Raw genomic sequence first — 15,617 nt, 5'->3', positions numbered from 1 at the left:
GAAGAAGAGCACGGGAGTCCCGGCGAGCGGGGACTGAGAGTGGGCGCGCCCGCCCTTACCGTCGAACCTGATCCGGGTCATGCCGGCGAAGGGAGCAGAGGATGCCGATGGCCGGCTCATTGGCCGTGGTAGGCGGCGGCGTCATCGGATTGTCGGTCGCGCGTGCGGCGGCGCGGGCCGGGTGGTCGGTGCGGGTGCACCGCACCGGGCAGGCCGGCGCGTCGTGGGTCGCCGCGGGCATGCTGGCCCCGCACAGCGAAGGCTGGCCCGGGGAAGAGCGACTGTTGCGGCTGGGCCTGGAGTCGCTGCGGCTGTGGCGCGAGGGTGGGTTTACCGACGGGCTGCCACCGGAGGTGATCACCGCGCGCGAGTCGTTGGTGGTGGCCGTCGACCGGGCCGATGTCGCGGACCTGCGCACCGTCGCCGACTGGCTGTCCGCGCAGGGGCACCCGGTGATCTGGGAGTCGGCCGCCCGCGACGTCGAACCGCTGCTGGCACAAGGCATTCGGCACGGCTTCCGGGCGCCGACCGAGCTGGCGGTGGACAACCGGGCGCTGCTCGACGCGCTGTCGCTGGACTGCGAGCGTCTCGGCGTGCAGTGGGCGCCGCCGGCGCGCGCGCTGGCCGGTGTCGAGGGCGACGCGGTGGTGATCGCCAACGGCATCGACGCGCCCGCGCTGTGGCCCGGCCTGCCGGTGCGGCCGGTGAAGGGCGAGGTGCTGCGGCTGCGCTGGCGAAAAGGCTGTATGCCGTTGCTGGGCAGGGTGATTCGCGCACGCGTGCACGGCCGCCAGGTCTACCTGGTTCCCCGCGCGGACGGCGTCGTCGTCGGCGCCACCCAGTATGAGCATGGCCGCGACACCGCACCCGCGGTGTCCGGGGTGCGCGACCTACTCGACGACGCGTGCGCGGTGGTGCCGGCGCTGGGCGAGTACGAACTTGCCGAGTGCGCGGCCGGATTGCGCCCGATGACACCGGACAATCTGCCCCTCGTGCAACGCCTGGACGCGCGCACCCTGGTCGCCGCAGGCCACGGGCGATCGGGGTTCCTGCTGGCCCCGTGGACCGCCGAACAGATTGTCTGTCAACTCGTTCCGGTTGGGGCCCACCGATGATCGTCATGGTCAACGACAAACGGGTCGAGGTCGACGGGCGGACCACGGTCGCGGCATTGCTGGAGTCGCTGGGTTTCCCGGACCGGGGCATCGCGGTGGCCATGGACTTGTCCGTGCTGCCGCGTTCGCGCTGGACGACAACGCTTTCCGAGCTTTCCGAGCCGGTCCGACTCGAGGTGGTGACGGCGGTGCAGGGTGGCTGATTCCAAGTTGACGATCGCCGACCGCAGCTTTGACTCGCGGCTGATCATGGGTACCGGGGGAGCGACGAACCTGGCGGTCCTGGAAGAGGCGCTGATCGCGTCGGGCACCGAGCTGACCACCGTCGCCATGCGCCGGGTCGACGCCGAGGGCGGCACCGGGCTGCTGGAACTGCTGAACCGGCTCGGCATCACCCCGCTGCCCAACACCGCGGGGTGCCGCAGCGCGGCCGAGGCGGTGCTCACCGCGCAACTGGCCCGCGAGGCGCTGAGCACCAATTGGATCAAGCTCGAGGTGATCGCCGACGAGCGGACCCTGCTGCCCGACGGGGTCGAATTGGTCCGGGCGGCAGAGCAATTGGTCGACGACGGGTTTGTCGTGCTGCCCTACACCAACGACGACCCGGCCCTGGCCCGCCGTTTGGAGGACACGGGTTGCGCGGCGGTGATGCCGCTGGGCTCGCCGATCGGCACCGGCCTGGGCATCACCAACCCGCACAACATCGAGATGATCGTCGCCCGGGCCGGCGTTCCGGTGGTGCTCGACGCCGGCATCGGTACCGCCAGCGATGCCGCGCTGGCGATGGAATTGGGTTGCGACGCCGTGCTGTTGGCCACCGCGGTAACCCGGGCCGCCGACCCGCCCGCGATGGCCGCGGCGATGGCCGGCGCCGTCACGGCCGGTTACCTGGCGCGGCGCGCCGGGCGGATCCCAAAACGGTTCTGGGCGCAGGCATCCAGCCCGGAACGATGACACGTTATGTGGCGCTCGGCAGCTCGATGGCCGCCGGTCCCGGCATCATGCCCCGCGCCGCGGGAGCGCCCCGGTGGTCCGGCCGATCGGCCCGCAATTACCCGCATCTGCTCGCCGAGCGGCTGAAACTGGACCTCGTTGACGTCACGTTCTCCGGCGCGACCACCGCCCACGTGCTGGCCGACCACCAACACGGTCAGCCGCCGCAGATCGCCGAGCTGGACGGTTCGGAGAGCCTGGTAACGGTGACCATCGGCGGCAACGACGTCGGCTACGTCCCGCTGCTGATGGCCGCCGCACTGCCACACTGGGCGCGACGCCTGCCGCTGGTGGGTGGGCGCATATCCGAACTGCTGGACCGTGACACGCGCGATCGGGCCCTGGCCGAGGTGTTCGATTCGTTGTGCACGGTCGGGCGCACGCTGCGCGAGAGCGCACCCCGTGCCCGGATCTACTTCGTCGACTACCTGACGATCCTGCCCGCGGACGCACCGGCCCCGCCGCTCGCGCCGGCGGAATCCGACCTCGGCCGTCACGTCGCCGGGACGCTCGAACGACTCACTGCCGAGGCCGCCGAGGCGACCGGCTGCGAAATCGTCAGCGCCGCCGCCGCCAGCCGGCAACACCACGCGTGGTCGGCCGAGCCGTGGACAACCCGGCCGGCGCGCTACGGTGTGCCGGTGCCGGGCCGACCGGCCCCGCTGCACCCCAACGGCGCGGGGATGCGCGCGGTCGCGGAGCTGGTATCGGCTCGGTTGTGACGCTTAGCCGTTGGCCTGCCACCACTTGTACAGGGCCGCGGTGTCACCGTTGGACGCGCGGATGAACGCCAGGACGTTCTTGGAGTCGACGGTCCAAAGCACCTCGGCCTGGCCCGAATCCGTTCCACACGCCACCTGTCCGGCCGAGTCGGAGTTGCCCTGGTGCCATGTGGTCGGCGACTTGGCGTCCCCGCAGTTGGCGAGGGTGTCGCTGCTGATCAGTTTGGTGAACGAGCTGGCCGTGTCGGCGCTGCTGCCAAACAGGAAATACTTTCCGCCCATCGGACCGCTGGAGTCGGCGTTCTGTCCACACTGCAGCACCGCCACCACCGGCGCGGAAAACGAGCCCTGCACGTCGGAGACCTGCTGTGGCGAGCAGTTGCTGCTGGTGTAGCCCTTCGACAGCGCGCTGGTGAGCGTGTCGATGGGGGCCGCCGTCGCGGTGGCACTACCGGCGATGGCGCAGCCGCCGATGAGCGCTACGGCGGTCGCCGCCCGCAGCGTGTGGGTGAGGGGGGACAATTCTGAACTCCTTTGTTTGAGGGGAAAACCGGGTAACGCAAGGATGTTTCGGGAAGCTATGCCCGAAATGCGGTGCGGCGCAACCGTTCAGCCGTTGGCTCGCCACCACTGGTAGAGCGCGGCCGTGTCACCGCTGGATCCGCGGATGAGGCTCATCACCGTCTTGGCATCCGTGGTCCAGATGACCTCGGCCTGGCCTTGATAGGTGCCGCACGCCACTTGCCCGGCCGAATCGGTCGAGCTGCCCTGGTGCCACACGGTCGGCGATTTGGCGTCCCCGCAATTGGTCAGCGTGTCGGAGCCGATGCTGTTGGTGAACGAACTGGCCAGATCGCTGGCGTTGTTGAAGAGCAGGTACTTGGCGAAGACCGGCCCGCTGGGGTCGCTGTTCTGGCCGCACTGGAGCACCGCCGACACGCCACTCGGGGGCTGCTGCGAGGAGCAGTTGCTGGTGTTGTAGCCCTTGGATAGTAGTCCGGCAAGCGTGTCGGTGGGATCTGCTGCGGCGGTGGCGGTACCAAGGCAGACAGAGCTACTCACGAGTGCTGCCGCCGTCGCGGCTCGTAACGTGATGGTGAGGTGAGACATTCGATGACTCCTTACGGTCGCCGGACCGACGGTGCGGCTGCGCTGACGTCCCGGAGTGTATGTGCGTTGTCGGCCGAAAACAGCGCTTCAGCTAAAAGGATCGTAAGGCTATCTCGTGGCTATGCAACACATTCCGTTGGAAATTGTCTGTTTGGGCATCATTCGCGGCGCACCTCGGTGCGGTGCCGGAAACCGGCGCGCGCTCAAAGCGGCTAGTAGACAAGCTATTTCAGTCGACTGCAGTCGCGGTCGACATGACGGGTTTACCGGCCGATTTTTCCCATCGCGTTTGCGGAAAATCGCTGACATACGAATTTCGCGGACAAGCTGCTCGACGGGCGTCGCTCAGGTATGGTTAGCACGCTTTACGCCAGCTAACTTCTCTTGACTGGAGACCCGATGACTGCACAGCCGCCTCCCCCTCCCGGTTACCCACCGCAACAGCCGCCCGCGGGGCAAGCGCCGAACAACTACTTGGTGTGGTCCATTTTGGTGACGTTGTTCTGCTGCCTTCCGCTGGGGATCGTGGCGATCGTCAAGTCCAGCCAAGTCAACGGATTATGGGCGCAGGGCCAGTATGCCGAGGCGCAGGCGGCCGCCGACAGTGCCAAGAAGTTCGTGATCTGGTCGGCCGTTATTGGTGTTGTCGTGGGCATCATCTACGCGATCATCGCAATTGCGGGCGGGTTGGCCACCAACTCGAACGCCGCGATGCTTGCCACGACGATGTTCTTCTAAGGCCGCGATTGGTTCCACGGTGAGCCCTGGTTCGACACGGCTGAGTCTCGGTGCGCCACTGATGGTGGCGGCGGGCACGACGCTGGTGTGCGCGGCCATCTGGGTGGGCGATCCGACCACACCGCACGGTCCGCTGCCGGTATGCCCGACCAAGGCGCTGTTGGGGATCGACTGTCCCGGCTGCGGCAGCCTGCGGATGCTGTACTCGTTGATGCACGGCAATCTGCTAGCGGCCGCGAGGTTTAACGCTGTGGGCCTGGTGGCGATCGCACTGCTGGTGTGGGCCTTCGCGGCGTGGACTTACGGCCGCGTTTCGGGCCGCCGGATTCGAGGCTGGCAGCACCATCGATGGTCCGCGGCAGTGACGCTGGTGGTAGTGCTGGCCTGGTTTGTGGTGCGCAACATCCCGTTTGCGCCCTTCAGCGCGCTGTATGTCTGAGCTGGAACTCCGGACCCCCCGCGTCTAACGTTGGGCGCGATGGTGCACAAATCCAGGGCTGTCGTGGCGGTGCTCGGCTTGGTCGCTGTCACCGCGTCCGGCTGCTTCCACCGGACGGCCAATTCGCAGCAACCGATCGGCGATCCCGCCGCGGCGAAGTTCGCCAGTGCCCTGCAGCACAAGGTCACGACCGACGCGATGATGGCGCACCTGTCGAAGCTCCAGGACATCGCCAACGCCAACAACGGCACTCGTGCAGTGGGCACCCCCGGCTATGAGGCCAGCGTCGACTATGTGGTGAATACGCTGCGTAACAGCGGTTTTGACGTGCAGACGCCGGAGTTCTCGGCCCGGGTGTTCCATGCCGACAAACCGGAGGTGACGGTCGGCGGCAAGCCCGTGGAGGCGCGCGCGCTCGACTACAGCGCCGCCACACCGCCGGACGGCGTGAGCGGGCCACTGGTGGCCGCCCCGACCGGAGACAGCTCGGGCTGTAAGCCCTCCGACTTCGACGGGCTGGCAGTGCACGGCGCCGTGGTGCTGGTGGACCGCGGAACCTGCCCCTTCGCCCAGAAGGAGGACGCCGCGGCGCAGCGCGGCGCCGTGGCGATGATCGTCGCCGACAACGTGGACGAGCAGCAGATGGGCGGAACCCTGGGCGCAGACACCGACGTCAAGATCCCGGTGGTCGGGGTGGCCAAGTCCGTGGGGGTGCAGCTGCGGGTCCAGCCCGGGCGGACGACGATCAAGCTGAATGCCGGCAGCCAGAGTTTCAAGGCCCGCAACGTCATCGCGCAGACCAAGACCGGATCCCCCACCGACGTGGTGATGGCGGGCGCACACCTGGACAGCGTGCCGGCGGGGCCGGGCATCAACGACAACGGGTCGGGAGTGGCCGCCGTCCTGGAAACCGCGGTGCAGCTGGGTAATTCACCGCAGGTGCACAACGCGGTGCGGTTCGGCTTCTGGGGCGCGGAGGAAGTCGGCCTGATCGGATCGCGCAACTACGTCGAGTCGCTCAACCTCGATGCGCTCAAAGACATTGCGCTGTACCTGAACTTCGACATGCTCGCGTCGCCGAATCCCGGCTACTTCACCTATGACGGAGACCAATCGCTGCCGCCGGATGCGCGCGGGCAACCGATGGTACCCGAGGGTTCGGCCGGCATCGAGCGCACGTTTGTCGACTACCTGAAGTCGGCCGGCAAAACCGCGCAGGACACCTCGTTCGACGGGCGCTCCGACTACGACGGATTCACCCTTGCGGGCATCCCCGCGGGCGGCTTGTTCTCGGGTGCGGAGAACAAGAAGTCCGACGAGCAGGCCAAGCTGTGGGGCGGGACGGCGAACGAGCCGTTCGATCCGAACTACCACCAGAAGGGCGACACCCTCGACCACATCGACCGCACCTCGCTGGGCATCAACGGCGGCGGCGTTGCCTACGTGCTGGCGCTGTATGCGCAGGACCTCGGCGGACGAAACGGCGTCCCGGTCATGGCGGACCGTACGCGCCACGTGCTCTCCAAGCCATGACGCGTGCCATGCCCCGGCGGCTGGGCGCGCTGCTGGTGATCGGGCTGCTGGCCGGCTGTTCGTCGCCGCGGCCGGCTCCGCCCGCTTCGGCGCCCGACCTCGGTCGTGGCCTGGCCGCAAAGGTGAGCGTCGACGGGATGTTCGGCCACCTGCGCGCACTGCAGGACATCGCCAACGCCAACAAGGGGAACCGGGCGGACGGCACACCGGGCTACGACGCCAGCGTGGAGTATGTGGTGAAGACGTTGCGCGGCAAGGGTTTCGAGGTATCGACGCCGCAGTTCGACCGGCTGTATGCCATTGCCCAGGGCAAGCCGGCGCTGACGATCGCGGGCCGTGGCTATCCGGTCGACCAGGCCTCGCTGTTGGTCCGGACACCGCCCGGCGGTCTGACCGGGCAACCGGTCCGGCCGGGCGCGCCGTCGGGCTGCGCGGTCGGCGACTACCCGGCAGCCCTACCCAAGGGTGCGATCGCCGTCGTCGACGACACCCGCTGCTCGGTGGTCGACAAGCAGAACAGCGCGGTGGCCAAGGGCGCCGTCGCGCTGGTCGTGCTCAGCACGCCGGGCGGCCAGGGCGCGCCGCCCACGTTGTTCAATCCGGGTTACTTCAAGCAGCTGACGGTTCCGGTCGCCGTCGCCGGTGCCGAGGCCGCCGGCGCGCTCGCACGTAGCACCACACCGGTACATCTGGTCCTGGATGCCGAAAACGTCAAGATCACGTCGCGAAATGTGCTGGCGCAGACCAAGACCGGCTCGACTAAAGACGTGATCATGGTCGGAGCGCACCTGGACGGCCCGCATGACAGCCCGGGCATCAACGACAACGGCTCGGGGGTTGCCGCGGTGCTGGAAACCGCGCTGCAGCTCGGGCCGCTGGCGCCGGTGAACAACGCGGTGCGGTTCGTGTTCTGGGGCGCCGACGAGGACGGGCTCAACGGGGTGACGGACTACGTGTTCGGCCTGGATGACGAGCAACGCAACGACATCGCCATGTACCTGAACGTCAACCTGATCGGCTCGCTCAACGCCGGCTTTTTCACCGACGACGGCGATCAGTCCGGTCCGCCCGGACAGGGTGTCTCGTTCGGTGACGTGCCCGACGGCTCGGCCGGCATCGAGCGCACGCTGGACGGCTACCTGAACCTGGCCGGGAAGCGGCCCGCCGACATGCCGCTTGGCACCCGGACCGACTACCACCCCTTCATGGTGGCGGGCGTGCCGATCGGCGGGATGAGCGCCGGCGCGTCACAGCTGAAAACCCCTGTGCAAGCGCGGCTATGGGGCGGCAAGGCCGGTGTCGGCTTCGATCCCAACTTCCAGACCCCCCGCGACACCGTCGACAACATCAGCCGGGAAGCATTGGCGGTCATGGGTTCTGGGGTGGCGTACGCGGTCGGCAGCTATGCCATGTCAATCGGGGGAGTCAACGGCGTCCCGTCCCACGACAAGCGGCACCGCACGCGGCTGCCGTAGCGCCCGTCCACCAGAGGCGATTGCTGATTCGGGGGTTTGCTGAGGCCCCCATTTGTGGCACGCTCGTTGATCGACGGATTTACAATAAGGACCCTTTTGATTCGGCCGGTCGAGATGGGGTTGGTGATGGATAACCACGCGCGGTATCGACGTCGACCGGCCGGAGGTCGCCGACGCAGGGCGGCGGCAGCGCTGCGGGCGGCAATCGCCTGCGCAGCGGCGATACTCGTGGTGGCCGGCTGCAGCACGTTCGTCGAAGGACGAGCCCTGTCGATGCTCAACGACCCGTTCCGGGTCGGGGGTCTGCCCGCCACCAACGGTCCCAGCGGGATCCGCCCGAACGCGCCGGCTACGACCGGAACGGTGATCAACACCGACAACGGCACCATCGACAAGTTGTCGTTGCTATCGATCAATGACATCGAGGAGTACTGGAAGTCGGTATACGGCGAATCGCTACAGGGATCGTTCGTCCCGGTCGGCAAGCTCATCTCCTACGACTCCACCAATCCCAGCAGTCCGATCGTGTGCCACAACGACACCTACAAGCTCGTCAACGCCTTTTTCACATCGAGATGCAACCTGATCGCCTGGGACCGCGGCGTGTTCATGCCTGTCGCGCAACGCTATTTCGGCGACATGTCCGTCAACGGCGTGCTGGCCCACGAGTTCGGGCATGCCCTGCAGCAGATGGCGAAACTGGTGACCCGCAAGGACCCCACCATCGTTCGCGAGCAGCAGGCCGATTGTTTCGCCGGCGTCTATCTGTTCTGGGTGGCCGACGGCAAGTCGCCGCGCTTCACGCTGAGCACCGCCGACGGACTCGACCACGTGCTGGCGGGAATCATCACCACCCGTGACCCGGTGATGGACGCGGACACTGAGAACGACGACGAACACGGCTCGGCCCTGGATCGGATCAGCGCCTTCCAGATGGGCTTCATCAGCGGGGCGTCGGCTTGCGCAGGGATCAACAAGCAGGAAATCGAGCAGCGCCGCGGCGACCTTCCCAAGACCCTGCGCGTCGATAACAGCGGGGACCCGGAGACCGGCGAGGTCACGCTCAACGAAGACACCCTGTCGACGCTGATGGAGCTGCTGGGAAAGATCTTCTCGCCGAAGAATCCGCCGACGTTGTCCTACAAGCCGGCCGATTGCCCGGATGCGAAAGCCAGCCCGCCGGCGTCGTATTGTCCGGCCACCAACACCATCGTGGTCGATCTGCCCGGGCTGGCGAAGATGGGGAAGGTCTCCGCAGAGAGCGAACACACGCTGCCGCAGGGAGACGACACCGCCCTGTCGGTCGTGATGTCGCGATACGCGCTGGCGGTACAGCACGAACGCGGGCTGGCGATGCAAAGCCCGTGGACCGCGTTGCGCACCGCGTGCCTGACCGGTGTTGTGCACCGCAAGATGGCCGAACCCATCGACTTGCCTTCCAAGAAGGAGCTTTTGCTGACCGCCGGCGACCTCGACGAAGCCGTCGCGGGGTTGCTCACCAACCACCTGGTGGCCAGCGACGCGGACGGTACCAGCGTTCCGGCCGGCTTCACGCGGATAGCGGCGTTCCGCGGCGGCGTGACCGGCAACATGGACGCGTGCTACTCGCGGTACCCCGGATAAGGAGGCGTCCGTGTCGGAACCCCCGCCCAGCTATCCGCCACCGCCGGGTGGTTATGGTTATCCGCCACCACAGCCCGTCGGCACCAGTGGGCTGGCCATCGCCTCGTTGGTGTGCTCCTTGTTCGGTTGGCTGTGCATCATCGGCGGCATTCTGGGCATCATCCTCGGCGTTTTGGCGCTGGGCCAGATCAGGCAGAGCGGCCAGGGGGGCCGCGGTTTGGCGATTGCCGGAATCGTCATCGGCGGCATCGTGACCGCGCTGGTGATATTCGCGGGGATCCTCGGGGCCGTATTCGGCGGCACGTCACACACGCATTCCAGCTTGCCGGCGACGGCGATAGTCGTTGCAGCTCAACCTATCCCGGCCAGCTTCGGCATCACCTGATCGGCATACCGGCGGATGAAGCCGACGGGATCCGGGTTTCCCGGCAGGGGACCGACGTTGATCATCTCGATGCCCTGCGCGGCATAGCGCTCCACAGTCTTCAGGTACGCGTCGGTGTCATCGAACGGGTCCATGGTCGCGAGGCCGCCGGCCGTCTTGCGGATTTCGCCGGGATCACGGCCCACCTCGTCGCAGTGGCGGTTCAGCACGTCAACCTTGTGCTTCAGCTCGTCGACATCGGTCGCCATGCTGTTCCAGATATCGGCGTACTCCGCGACCAGCCGCAGCGTCTTCTTCTCGCCGTCGCCGCCGATCAGAATCGGTGGCCGCCGAATCGGTTGGGGCGCACAGATTGTCTCGGCCAGCTGATAGTGCTTGCCGGTGTAGGGTCCGTCGTCGTCGCTCCACATCTGCCGACAGATCTGCAGCGTCTCTTCGAGCATCTCGAAGCGCTGGCTCAGCGGCGGATACGGAATGCCGAGCGCGGCATGTTCGCGGTCATACCACGCCGCGCCCAGGCCAAGCATCGATCGGCCTTGGGACAGCACGTCGAGCGTGGTGACCGTTTTGGCCAGCACCCCGGGATAGCGATACGTCACCCCGGTGACCAGCAGGGCCAGGTCGATAGTCGTTGTTTGTCCGGCCAGGAAACCCAGGGATGTATAGCCCTCCAAGAAAGGATCCTGCGCGGGCCCAAGGGCTTCCATCTGGAAGAAGTGGTCGGCCAGCGTGAACAGCGTTGCCCCGCCTTCCTCGGCGGCTCTGGCCGCGTCGGCAAGCGTCGGGCCCAGCTTCGCCGGGTCGCCTGGCAGAAAATCGATGAAGTGCACTCCCAATTGCATTGCCAAATCTGTCCTTTCGTGTAGCTATTGTTCGGTTAGGCGCTCCAGCAGCGACAACGCATCAAGGATGATGCGCCGCTCGCGTTCGGAGTACCGCTCCTGCATCGCGCGTGCCAGCCACTCCTCCCGCACTTGACGGTCGCTCTCGGCGCGCTCACGGCCCGCCTCGGTCAGCGAGACCACTTGGCGCCGACCGTCTTCCGGGTCGGGAGTGCGCTCGATGAGCCCACGTTGTGCGAGGGCGGCCAGTATGGTTGCCATCGACTGGGGGCGTACCCGTTCTGCGCCTGCCAACGCGCTGGCCGACGACGCCCCCTCTTTCCATAGCCGGGTGAGCACCGCCGTCTGTGACGGAGTCAGATCCTCACCAACCGCGACGTTCCTCAACCGCCGCCGCAGCCGGCTGAAGACCACCCGAATATCTCGCGCGGCCGCGACGGCGGACTCGCCGATGCCATCCATGCCACCAATCTAGACTAGACAGCTAAGACTGTCCAGTTTGGACTGTATAAATAGCTCGGCGGAGGAGGTTCGTATCTCGGGTTGCGGCGAGCCCGTTGCGGTCCATTGGGCAAGCTCTAACCGGTGGCGCGCCAGGATCGCGCTTGACGAAGTCCGCGCCCAGTGCGGCGTAGCCTCTAGCGTCGTGCGCGCCGCAGACGCGGGAAGGACTGATATGGATTTGCGTCTATCGGGGAAGACCGCAGTAGTCACCGGCGCCAGCAAAGGCATCGGTTTCGCGATCACCAAAGCCCTCGTGGATGCGGGGGTTCATGTGGTGGCCGGGTCACGGACGCCCGGCAAGGGACTGCCGGCGCTCGAAGAGACGGGGCAGGCGTCGTTCGTGCCCGTCGACCTCTCCCAGGCCGGCGCAGCCGAAGAGCTGGTCGCCGTGGCGGCCGAGCGCGGCGGGATCGACATTCTGGTCAACAACGTCGGCGGTTCGAAGGTCCGTGCGGGCGGGCTGGCCGGCATCACCGACGATCAATGGCAAGCGACGTGGGATCTCAACGTAATGGCCGCCGTGCGATCCGTCCGCGCCGCGCTACCCCAGATCGAAAGGCGCGGCCGCGGCTCTATCGTCATCATCGGCTCGATCAACGCCTACCTTGCCAATCCCGAAAGCTATGACTATTGCGCCGCCAAAGCCGCCCTCGCCAGTTTTTCGAAAGCGTTGTCAAAAGAGTTGGCGCCGAAGGACATCCGAGTCAATTTGGTTAGCCCCGGGGCGGTGCTGACGGAGATTTGGACCGACGAGGGTAGGTTGGCCGCTCAGTACGCCGCCGCCGACGGCCGCACGCCCGGGGAAGTCCGGGCGGCGATCATCGAGAATACTCCGACGGGCCTTTTCACCACCCCCGAGCAAGTCGCCGACCTCGTCTTGTTCCTTGCCAGCGACCGCGCCGGGAACATCACCGGATCCGACTATCGCATCGACGGCGGCTACGTCACCACGCTGTGATCAGCGCAGCAGGCGCAGCGCCGCGTCCACCGCGAGCGCGGGCACATCGAGCTTCGTCGAACGCAAATCGTGTCGGGCGCCGGCGATTTCGACGACCTCGATCGGTGCGGTGACCAAAGCCGCCGCCGCACGAACCTCGTCGGGGGTGCCGAAGGGGTCCGAGGTGCCGTGGGTGAACACCGTCGGCACCGTGATGTCGGGCAGGTGCTCGGTGCGGGGCCGCTCCGGCTTGCCGGGCGGGTGCACGGGGTAGGAGAACAGCGTCAGCACGTCCACCGGTGCTTCGTTGGCGGCCACGACCATCGACGTCTGCCGGCCACCGTAGGAATGTCCGCCGGCGATCAGCGGCCCGTCGGCGAGGCCGCGGCACACGGTGATCGCCTCCACGATTCCGGCGCGGTCACCCGCCGCCGAGCCGGACGGCGGGCCCTTGGGCCGGCGGCGGCGGTAGGGCAGGTTGTACCGCACCGCGAGCCAGCCACGACGCGCCCATTCGTCGCAAACCTGTTGCAGCAGTGTGGATTCCCGGCTACCTCCGGCGCCGTGGGTCAGCACGACCACCCCGGCGGCCGGGCCTGCGGGTCGGTGCGCGACGCCCGCGATCTGGTCGAGGTTCATGACAACCGGAAGAGCGGCGAGACCGGCCCGTGTCCGTGGCCCAGCGGATAGGAGGCGCGCAGGCATTCGGTCACCCACCCCTTCGCGAACGACACCGCGTCCGGCACCGTGAACCCGTGCGCCAGCGCACACGCCGTCGCCGCGGCCAAGGTGTCCCCGGCGCCGTGGTCGTGAATGGTGTCCACCCGCGGCGAGTCGAACTCGTGAAAGTCGGTGCCGTCGAACAAAAGATCCGTGCTGCTCGCCGAACCCTGCAGGTGCCCGCCCTTGACCAACGCCCACTTGGGTCCCAAGTCGTGCAGTGCGCGTGCGGCCTCTCGCTGCGACCGCGAGTCGACGACGTCGATGCCGACCAGCAACCGCACCTCGTGCAGGTTCGGCGTCACCAAGCGAGCCAGCGGAAACAGTTCGGTACGAACCGAATCCAGTGCGCTCGTGTCCAACAGTGGGTCGCCGTGCATCGACGCACACACCGGGTCGACCACCAGCGGGGCGTCGCCGCCGTGGTCCCGCCAGGCCGCGGCGACCGCTTCGATGATTTCGCCCGACGCCAGCATGCCGGTCTTGGCCGCCTGCAAACCGATGTCGTGACAGACCACCTCGATCTGGGCCGTGATGACGTCGCCGGGGACCTTGTGAAAACCTCTGACGCCCACCGAATTCTGCACCGTCACCGCGCTCACCGCGCACAGCGCATGAACCCCGAGCAGCGTGCAGGTGCGCACATCGGCCTGCATACCGGCGCCGCCGCCGGAGTCCGACCCGGCGATGGCCAGCACCCGCAGCGGCGTCTCGCCCGGCCCGGGCAGCGGCAGGTACGTCACGTTATAGGTAGATACACCCGATTGCCGTGCTCGGCGAACTCGACCGACTTCTCGGCCATTGCGGCCTCGATGGCTTCCTCGCTGTCGAGCCCGTGTGCGGCCGCGTAGTCGCGGACATCCTGCGTGATGCGCATCGAGCAGAACTTCGGTCCGCACATCGAGCAGAAGTGCGCCGTCTTCGCCGGTTCGGCGGGCAGCGTCTCGTCGTGGAACTCCCGCGCGGTGTCGGGGTCCAACGACAACGCGAACTGATCGTTCCAGCGGAACTCGAAGCGGGCCGTCGACAGGGCGTCGTCGCGCTCCTGCGCGCGCGGGTGGCCCTTGGCCAAGTCCGCCGAGTGCGCGGCGATCTTGTACGCGATCACCCCGTCCTTGACGTCCTTGCGGTCGGGCAATCCCAGGTGCTCCTTGGGGGTCACGTAGCACAGCATCGCGGTACCGGCCTGCGCGATGATGGCCGCGCCGATCGCCGACGTGATGTGGTCGTAGGCCGGCGCGATGTCGGTGGCCAGCGGACCCAGCGTGTAGAACGGCGCCTCCTCGCACAGCTCTTCCTCGAGCCGCACGTTCTCGACGATCTTGTGCATCGGGATGTGTCCGGGACCCTCGATCATCACCTGTGCGCCATGGGCTTTCGCGATCTTGGTCAGCTCGCCCAGGGTGCGCAGCTCGGCGAACTGCGCGGCGTCGTTGGCGTCGGCGATCGAGCCGGGACGCAGCCCGTCACCCAGCGAGAAGGTGACGTCGTAGCGCGCGAAGATGTCGGCCAGTTCCTCGAAATGCGTGTACAGGAACGACTCTCGGTGATGCGCCAGGCACCAGGCCGCCATGATCGACCCGCCGCGGGACACGATGCCGGTGACGCGCTTGGCGGTCAGGGGCACATACCGCAGCAGCACGCCGGCGTGCACGGTCATGTAGTCCACGCCCTGCTCGCACTGCTCGATCACGGTGTCGCGGTAGATCTCCCAGGTCAGCTCCGTCGGATCGCCCTTGACCTTCTCCAGTGCCTGATAGATCGGCACCGTGCCCACCGGCACCGGCGAATTGCGCAGGATCCATTCGCGGGTTTCGTGAATGTTCTTGCCGGTGGACAGGTCCATGATGGTGTCCGCGCCCCAGCGGGTGGCCCACACCATCTTGTCGACCTCCTCGGCGATCGACGACGTCACCGCCGAGTTGCCGATGTTCGCGTTGACCTTGACCGCGAATGCCTTGCCGATGATCATCGGCTCGCTCTCGGGGTGATTGTGGTTGGCCGGGATCACCGCGCGGCCGCGGGCGACCTCGTCGCGCACCAGCTCGACCGACACGTCCTCGCGCGCGGCGATGTACGCCATCTCGGCGGTGATCTCCCCGGCGCGGGCGCGCTGCAGCTGGGTCCCGCGGTCGCGGACCACGCCGGGCCGCGCCGGCAGCCCGGCCGCCAAGTCGATCATCGCGTCCGGATCCGTATACGGACCGGAGGTGTCGTAGAGGTCGAAGTGGTCGCCGGTGGACAGGTGCACCCGCCGGAACGGAACCTTGAGACCCGCGCCGGTGCCGGGCGCCGCAATTTCGCGATAGGCCTTGCTGCTGCCCGCGATGGGTCCCGTGGTCACGGACGGTTCGACAGTTGCGGTCATTTGTCATCTCCCTACGCCGGCATTACCCGGTCAGGTTCGTACGGTCGACGGCCCCAGCCGTCCTCTCAGCGCACTCGGCGTGCGCTCCCGCGCCCTAGTTGTTTGATCGTCCG

Annotated in this window: 17 protein-coding genes, 1 pseudogene and 2 riboswitches; of the genes and pseudogenes, 11 read left to right on the top strand and 7 right to left on the bottom strand. The window is 67.3% G+C overall.

All coding sequences use genetic code 11. The annotated features are described in order from the left end of the window. A riboswitch (TPP riboswitch) is annotated at window positions 1–111 on the top strand. From thiO to A5744_RS16255, 4 genes are all read left to right on the top strand, one after another. Next, a complete protein-coding gene (gene thiO / locus A5744_RS16270; protein ID WP_076062685.1) occupies window positions 102–1,115 on the top strand; it encodes a glycine oxidase ThiO in 1,014 nt (337 codons plus the stop codon). It overlaps the preceding riboswitch by 10 nt. Further along, entirely contained in the window at window positions 1,112–1,318 is a 207-nt protein-coding gene (gene thiS, locus A5744_RS16265) for a sulfur carrier protein ThiS (protein ID WP_076062683.1), read from the top strand. Before thiO ends, thiS begins: the two co-directional genes overlap by 4 nt. Continuing rightward, window positions 1,311–2,069 carry a thiazole synthase gene (locus tag A5744_RS16260; RefSeq protein WP_076062681.1) on the top strand — a complete coding sequence of 253 codons (759 nt, stop codon included), beginning with the start codon at window positions 1,311–1,313 and terminating at the stop codon, window positions 2,067–2,069. The genes thiS and A5744_RS16260 overlap by 8 nt, the downstream gene beginning before the upstream one ends. Continuing rightward, a complete protein-coding gene (locus tag A5744_RS16255; RefSeq protein ID WP_076062680.1) occupies window positions 2,066–2,830 on the top strand; it encodes an SGNH/GDSL hydrolase family protein in 765 nt (254 codons plus the stop codon). Before A5744_RS16260 ends, A5744_RS16255 begins: the two co-directional genes overlap by 4 nt. A gap of 3 nt (window positions 2,831–2,833) precedes the next feature. On the opposite strand, the gene A5744_RS16250 is transcribed toward A5744_RS16255, so the two are convergent. Both A5744_RS16250 and A5744_RS16245 read right to left on the bottom strand, forming a co-directional pair. Then, window positions 2,834–3,352, bottom strand: a complete 519-nt coding sequence (locus tag A5744_RS16250) for a hypothetical protein (protein WP_076062678.1) — start codon at window positions 3,350–3,352, stop codon at window positions 2,834–2,836. Window positions 3,353–3,439: 87 nt separating this feature from the next. Next, a complete protein-coding gene (locus A5744_RS16245) occupies window positions 3,440–3,940 on the bottom strand; it encodes a serine/threonine protein kinase (RefSeq protein WP_076062676.1) in 501 nt (166 codons plus the stop codon). A gap of 399 nt (window positions 3,941–4,339) precedes the next feature. Here A5744_RS16245 and A5744_RS16240 point away from each other — a divergent pair, with 399 nt between their 5' ends. The 6 genes and pseudogenes from A5744_RS16240 to A5744_RS16215 form a co-directional block, all read left to right on the top strand. After that, window positions 4,340–4,678, top strand: coding sequence for a CD225/dispanin family protein (locus A5744_RS16240; RefSeq protein WP_076062675.1), 339 nt, complete (start codon window positions 4,340–4,342; stop codon window positions 4,676–4,678). Window positions 4,679–4,739: 61 nt separating this feature from the next. Continuing rightward, entirely contained in the window at window positions 4,740–5,117 is a 378-nt protein-coding gene (locus A5744_RS16235; RefSeq protein ID WP_076062673.1) for a DUF2752 domain-containing protein, read from the top strand. Window positions 5,118–5,156: 39 nt separating this feature from the next. Continuing rightward, entirely contained in the window at window positions 5,157–6,650 is a 1,494-nt protein-coding gene (locus tag A5744_RS16230) for a M28 family metallopeptidase (protein WP_076062671.1), read from the top strand. A gap of 8 nt (window positions 6,651–6,658) precedes the next feature. Then, window positions 6,659–8,125, top strand: coding sequence for a M28 family peptidase (locus A5744_RS16225; protein WP_076062801.1), 1,467 nt, complete (start codon window positions 6,659–6,661; stop codon window positions 8,123–8,125). Window positions 8,126–8,251: 126 nt separating this feature from the next. Continuing rightward, window positions 8,252–9,748 (top strand): peptidase, encoded by a 1,497-nt coding sequence (locus A5744_RS16220; RefSeq protein ID WP_076062800.1) that lies wholly within the window; start codon window positions 8,252–8,254, stop codon window positions 9,746–9,748. Window positions 9,749–9,767: 19 nt separating this feature from the next. After that, a pseudogene (locus A5744_RS16215) lies at window positions 9,768–10,013 on the top strand (DUF4190 domain-containing protein); the annotation flags it as partial. A gap of 86 nt (window positions 10,014–10,099) precedes the next feature. On the opposite strand, the gene A5744_RS16210 reads toward A5744_RS16215, so the two are convergent. Both A5744_RS16210 and A5744_RS16205 read right to left on the bottom strand, forming a co-directional pair. Then, window positions 10,100–10,975, bottom strand: a complete 876-nt coding sequence (locus tag A5744_RS16210; RefSeq protein WP_076062668.1) for an LLM class F420-dependent oxidoreductase — start codon at window positions 10,973–10,975, stop codon at window positions 10,100–10,102. Between the two features lie 24 nt (window positions 10,976–10,999). Further along, entirely contained in the window at window positions 11,000–11,437 is a 438-nt protein-coding gene (locus tag A5744_RS16205) for a MarR family transcriptional regulator (protein ID WP_076062666.1), read from the bottom strand. Window positions 11,438–11,651: 214 nt separating this feature from the next. Here A5744_RS16205 and A5744_RS16200 point away from each other — a divergent pair, with 214 nt between their 5' ends. Continuing rightward, window positions 11,652–12,437 carry an oxidoreductase gene (locus tag A5744_RS16200; protein WP_076062665.1) on the top strand — a complete coding sequence of 262 codons (786 nt, stop codon included), beginning with the start codon at window positions 11,652–11,654 and terminating at the stop codon, window positions 12,435–12,437. On the opposite strand, the gene A5744_RS16195 is transcribed toward A5744_RS16200, so the two are convergent. From A5744_RS16195 to thiC, 3 genes are all read right to left on the bottom strand, one after another. Beyond that, window positions 12,438–13,055 carry an alpha/beta family hydrolase gene (locus tag A5744_RS16195; protein WP_076062663.1) on the bottom strand — a complete coding sequence of 206 codons (618 nt, stop codon included), beginning with the start codon at window positions 13,053–13,055 and terminating at the stop codon, window positions 12,438–12,440. Continuing rightward, the gene (gene thiD, locus A5744_RS16190) at window positions 13,052–13,879 is read right to left on the bottom strand and encodes a bifunctional hydroxymethylpyrimidine kinase/phosphomethylpyrimidine kinase (RefSeq protein ID WP_076062661.1); all 828 of its coding nucleotides are present in this window, start codon (window positions 13,877–13,879) and stop codon (window positions 13,052–13,054) included. The genes A5744_RS16195 and thiD overlap by 4 nt, the downstream gene beginning before the upstream one ends. Next, window positions 13,876–15,504, bottom strand: coding sequence for a phosphomethylpyrimidine synthase ThiC (gene thiC / locus A5744_RS16185; protein WP_076062659.1), 1,629 nt, complete (start codon window positions 15,502–15,504; stop codon window positions 13,876–13,878). Before thiC ends, thiD begins: the two co-directional genes overlap by 4 nt. Next, window positions 15,496–15,605, bottom strand: a riboswitch (TPP riboswitch). It overlaps the preceding gene by 9 nt. Window positions 15,606–15,617: the final 12 nt, after the last annotated feature.

Origin of the sequence: Mycobacterium sp. IS-1264 (genome assembly GCF_001954195.1) — a bacterium.
GTDB lineage: Bacteria > Actinomycetota > Actinomycetes > Mycobacteriales > Mycobacteriaceae > Mycobacterium.
This window is presented reverse-complemented; position numbering and strand designations above follow the sequence as displayed.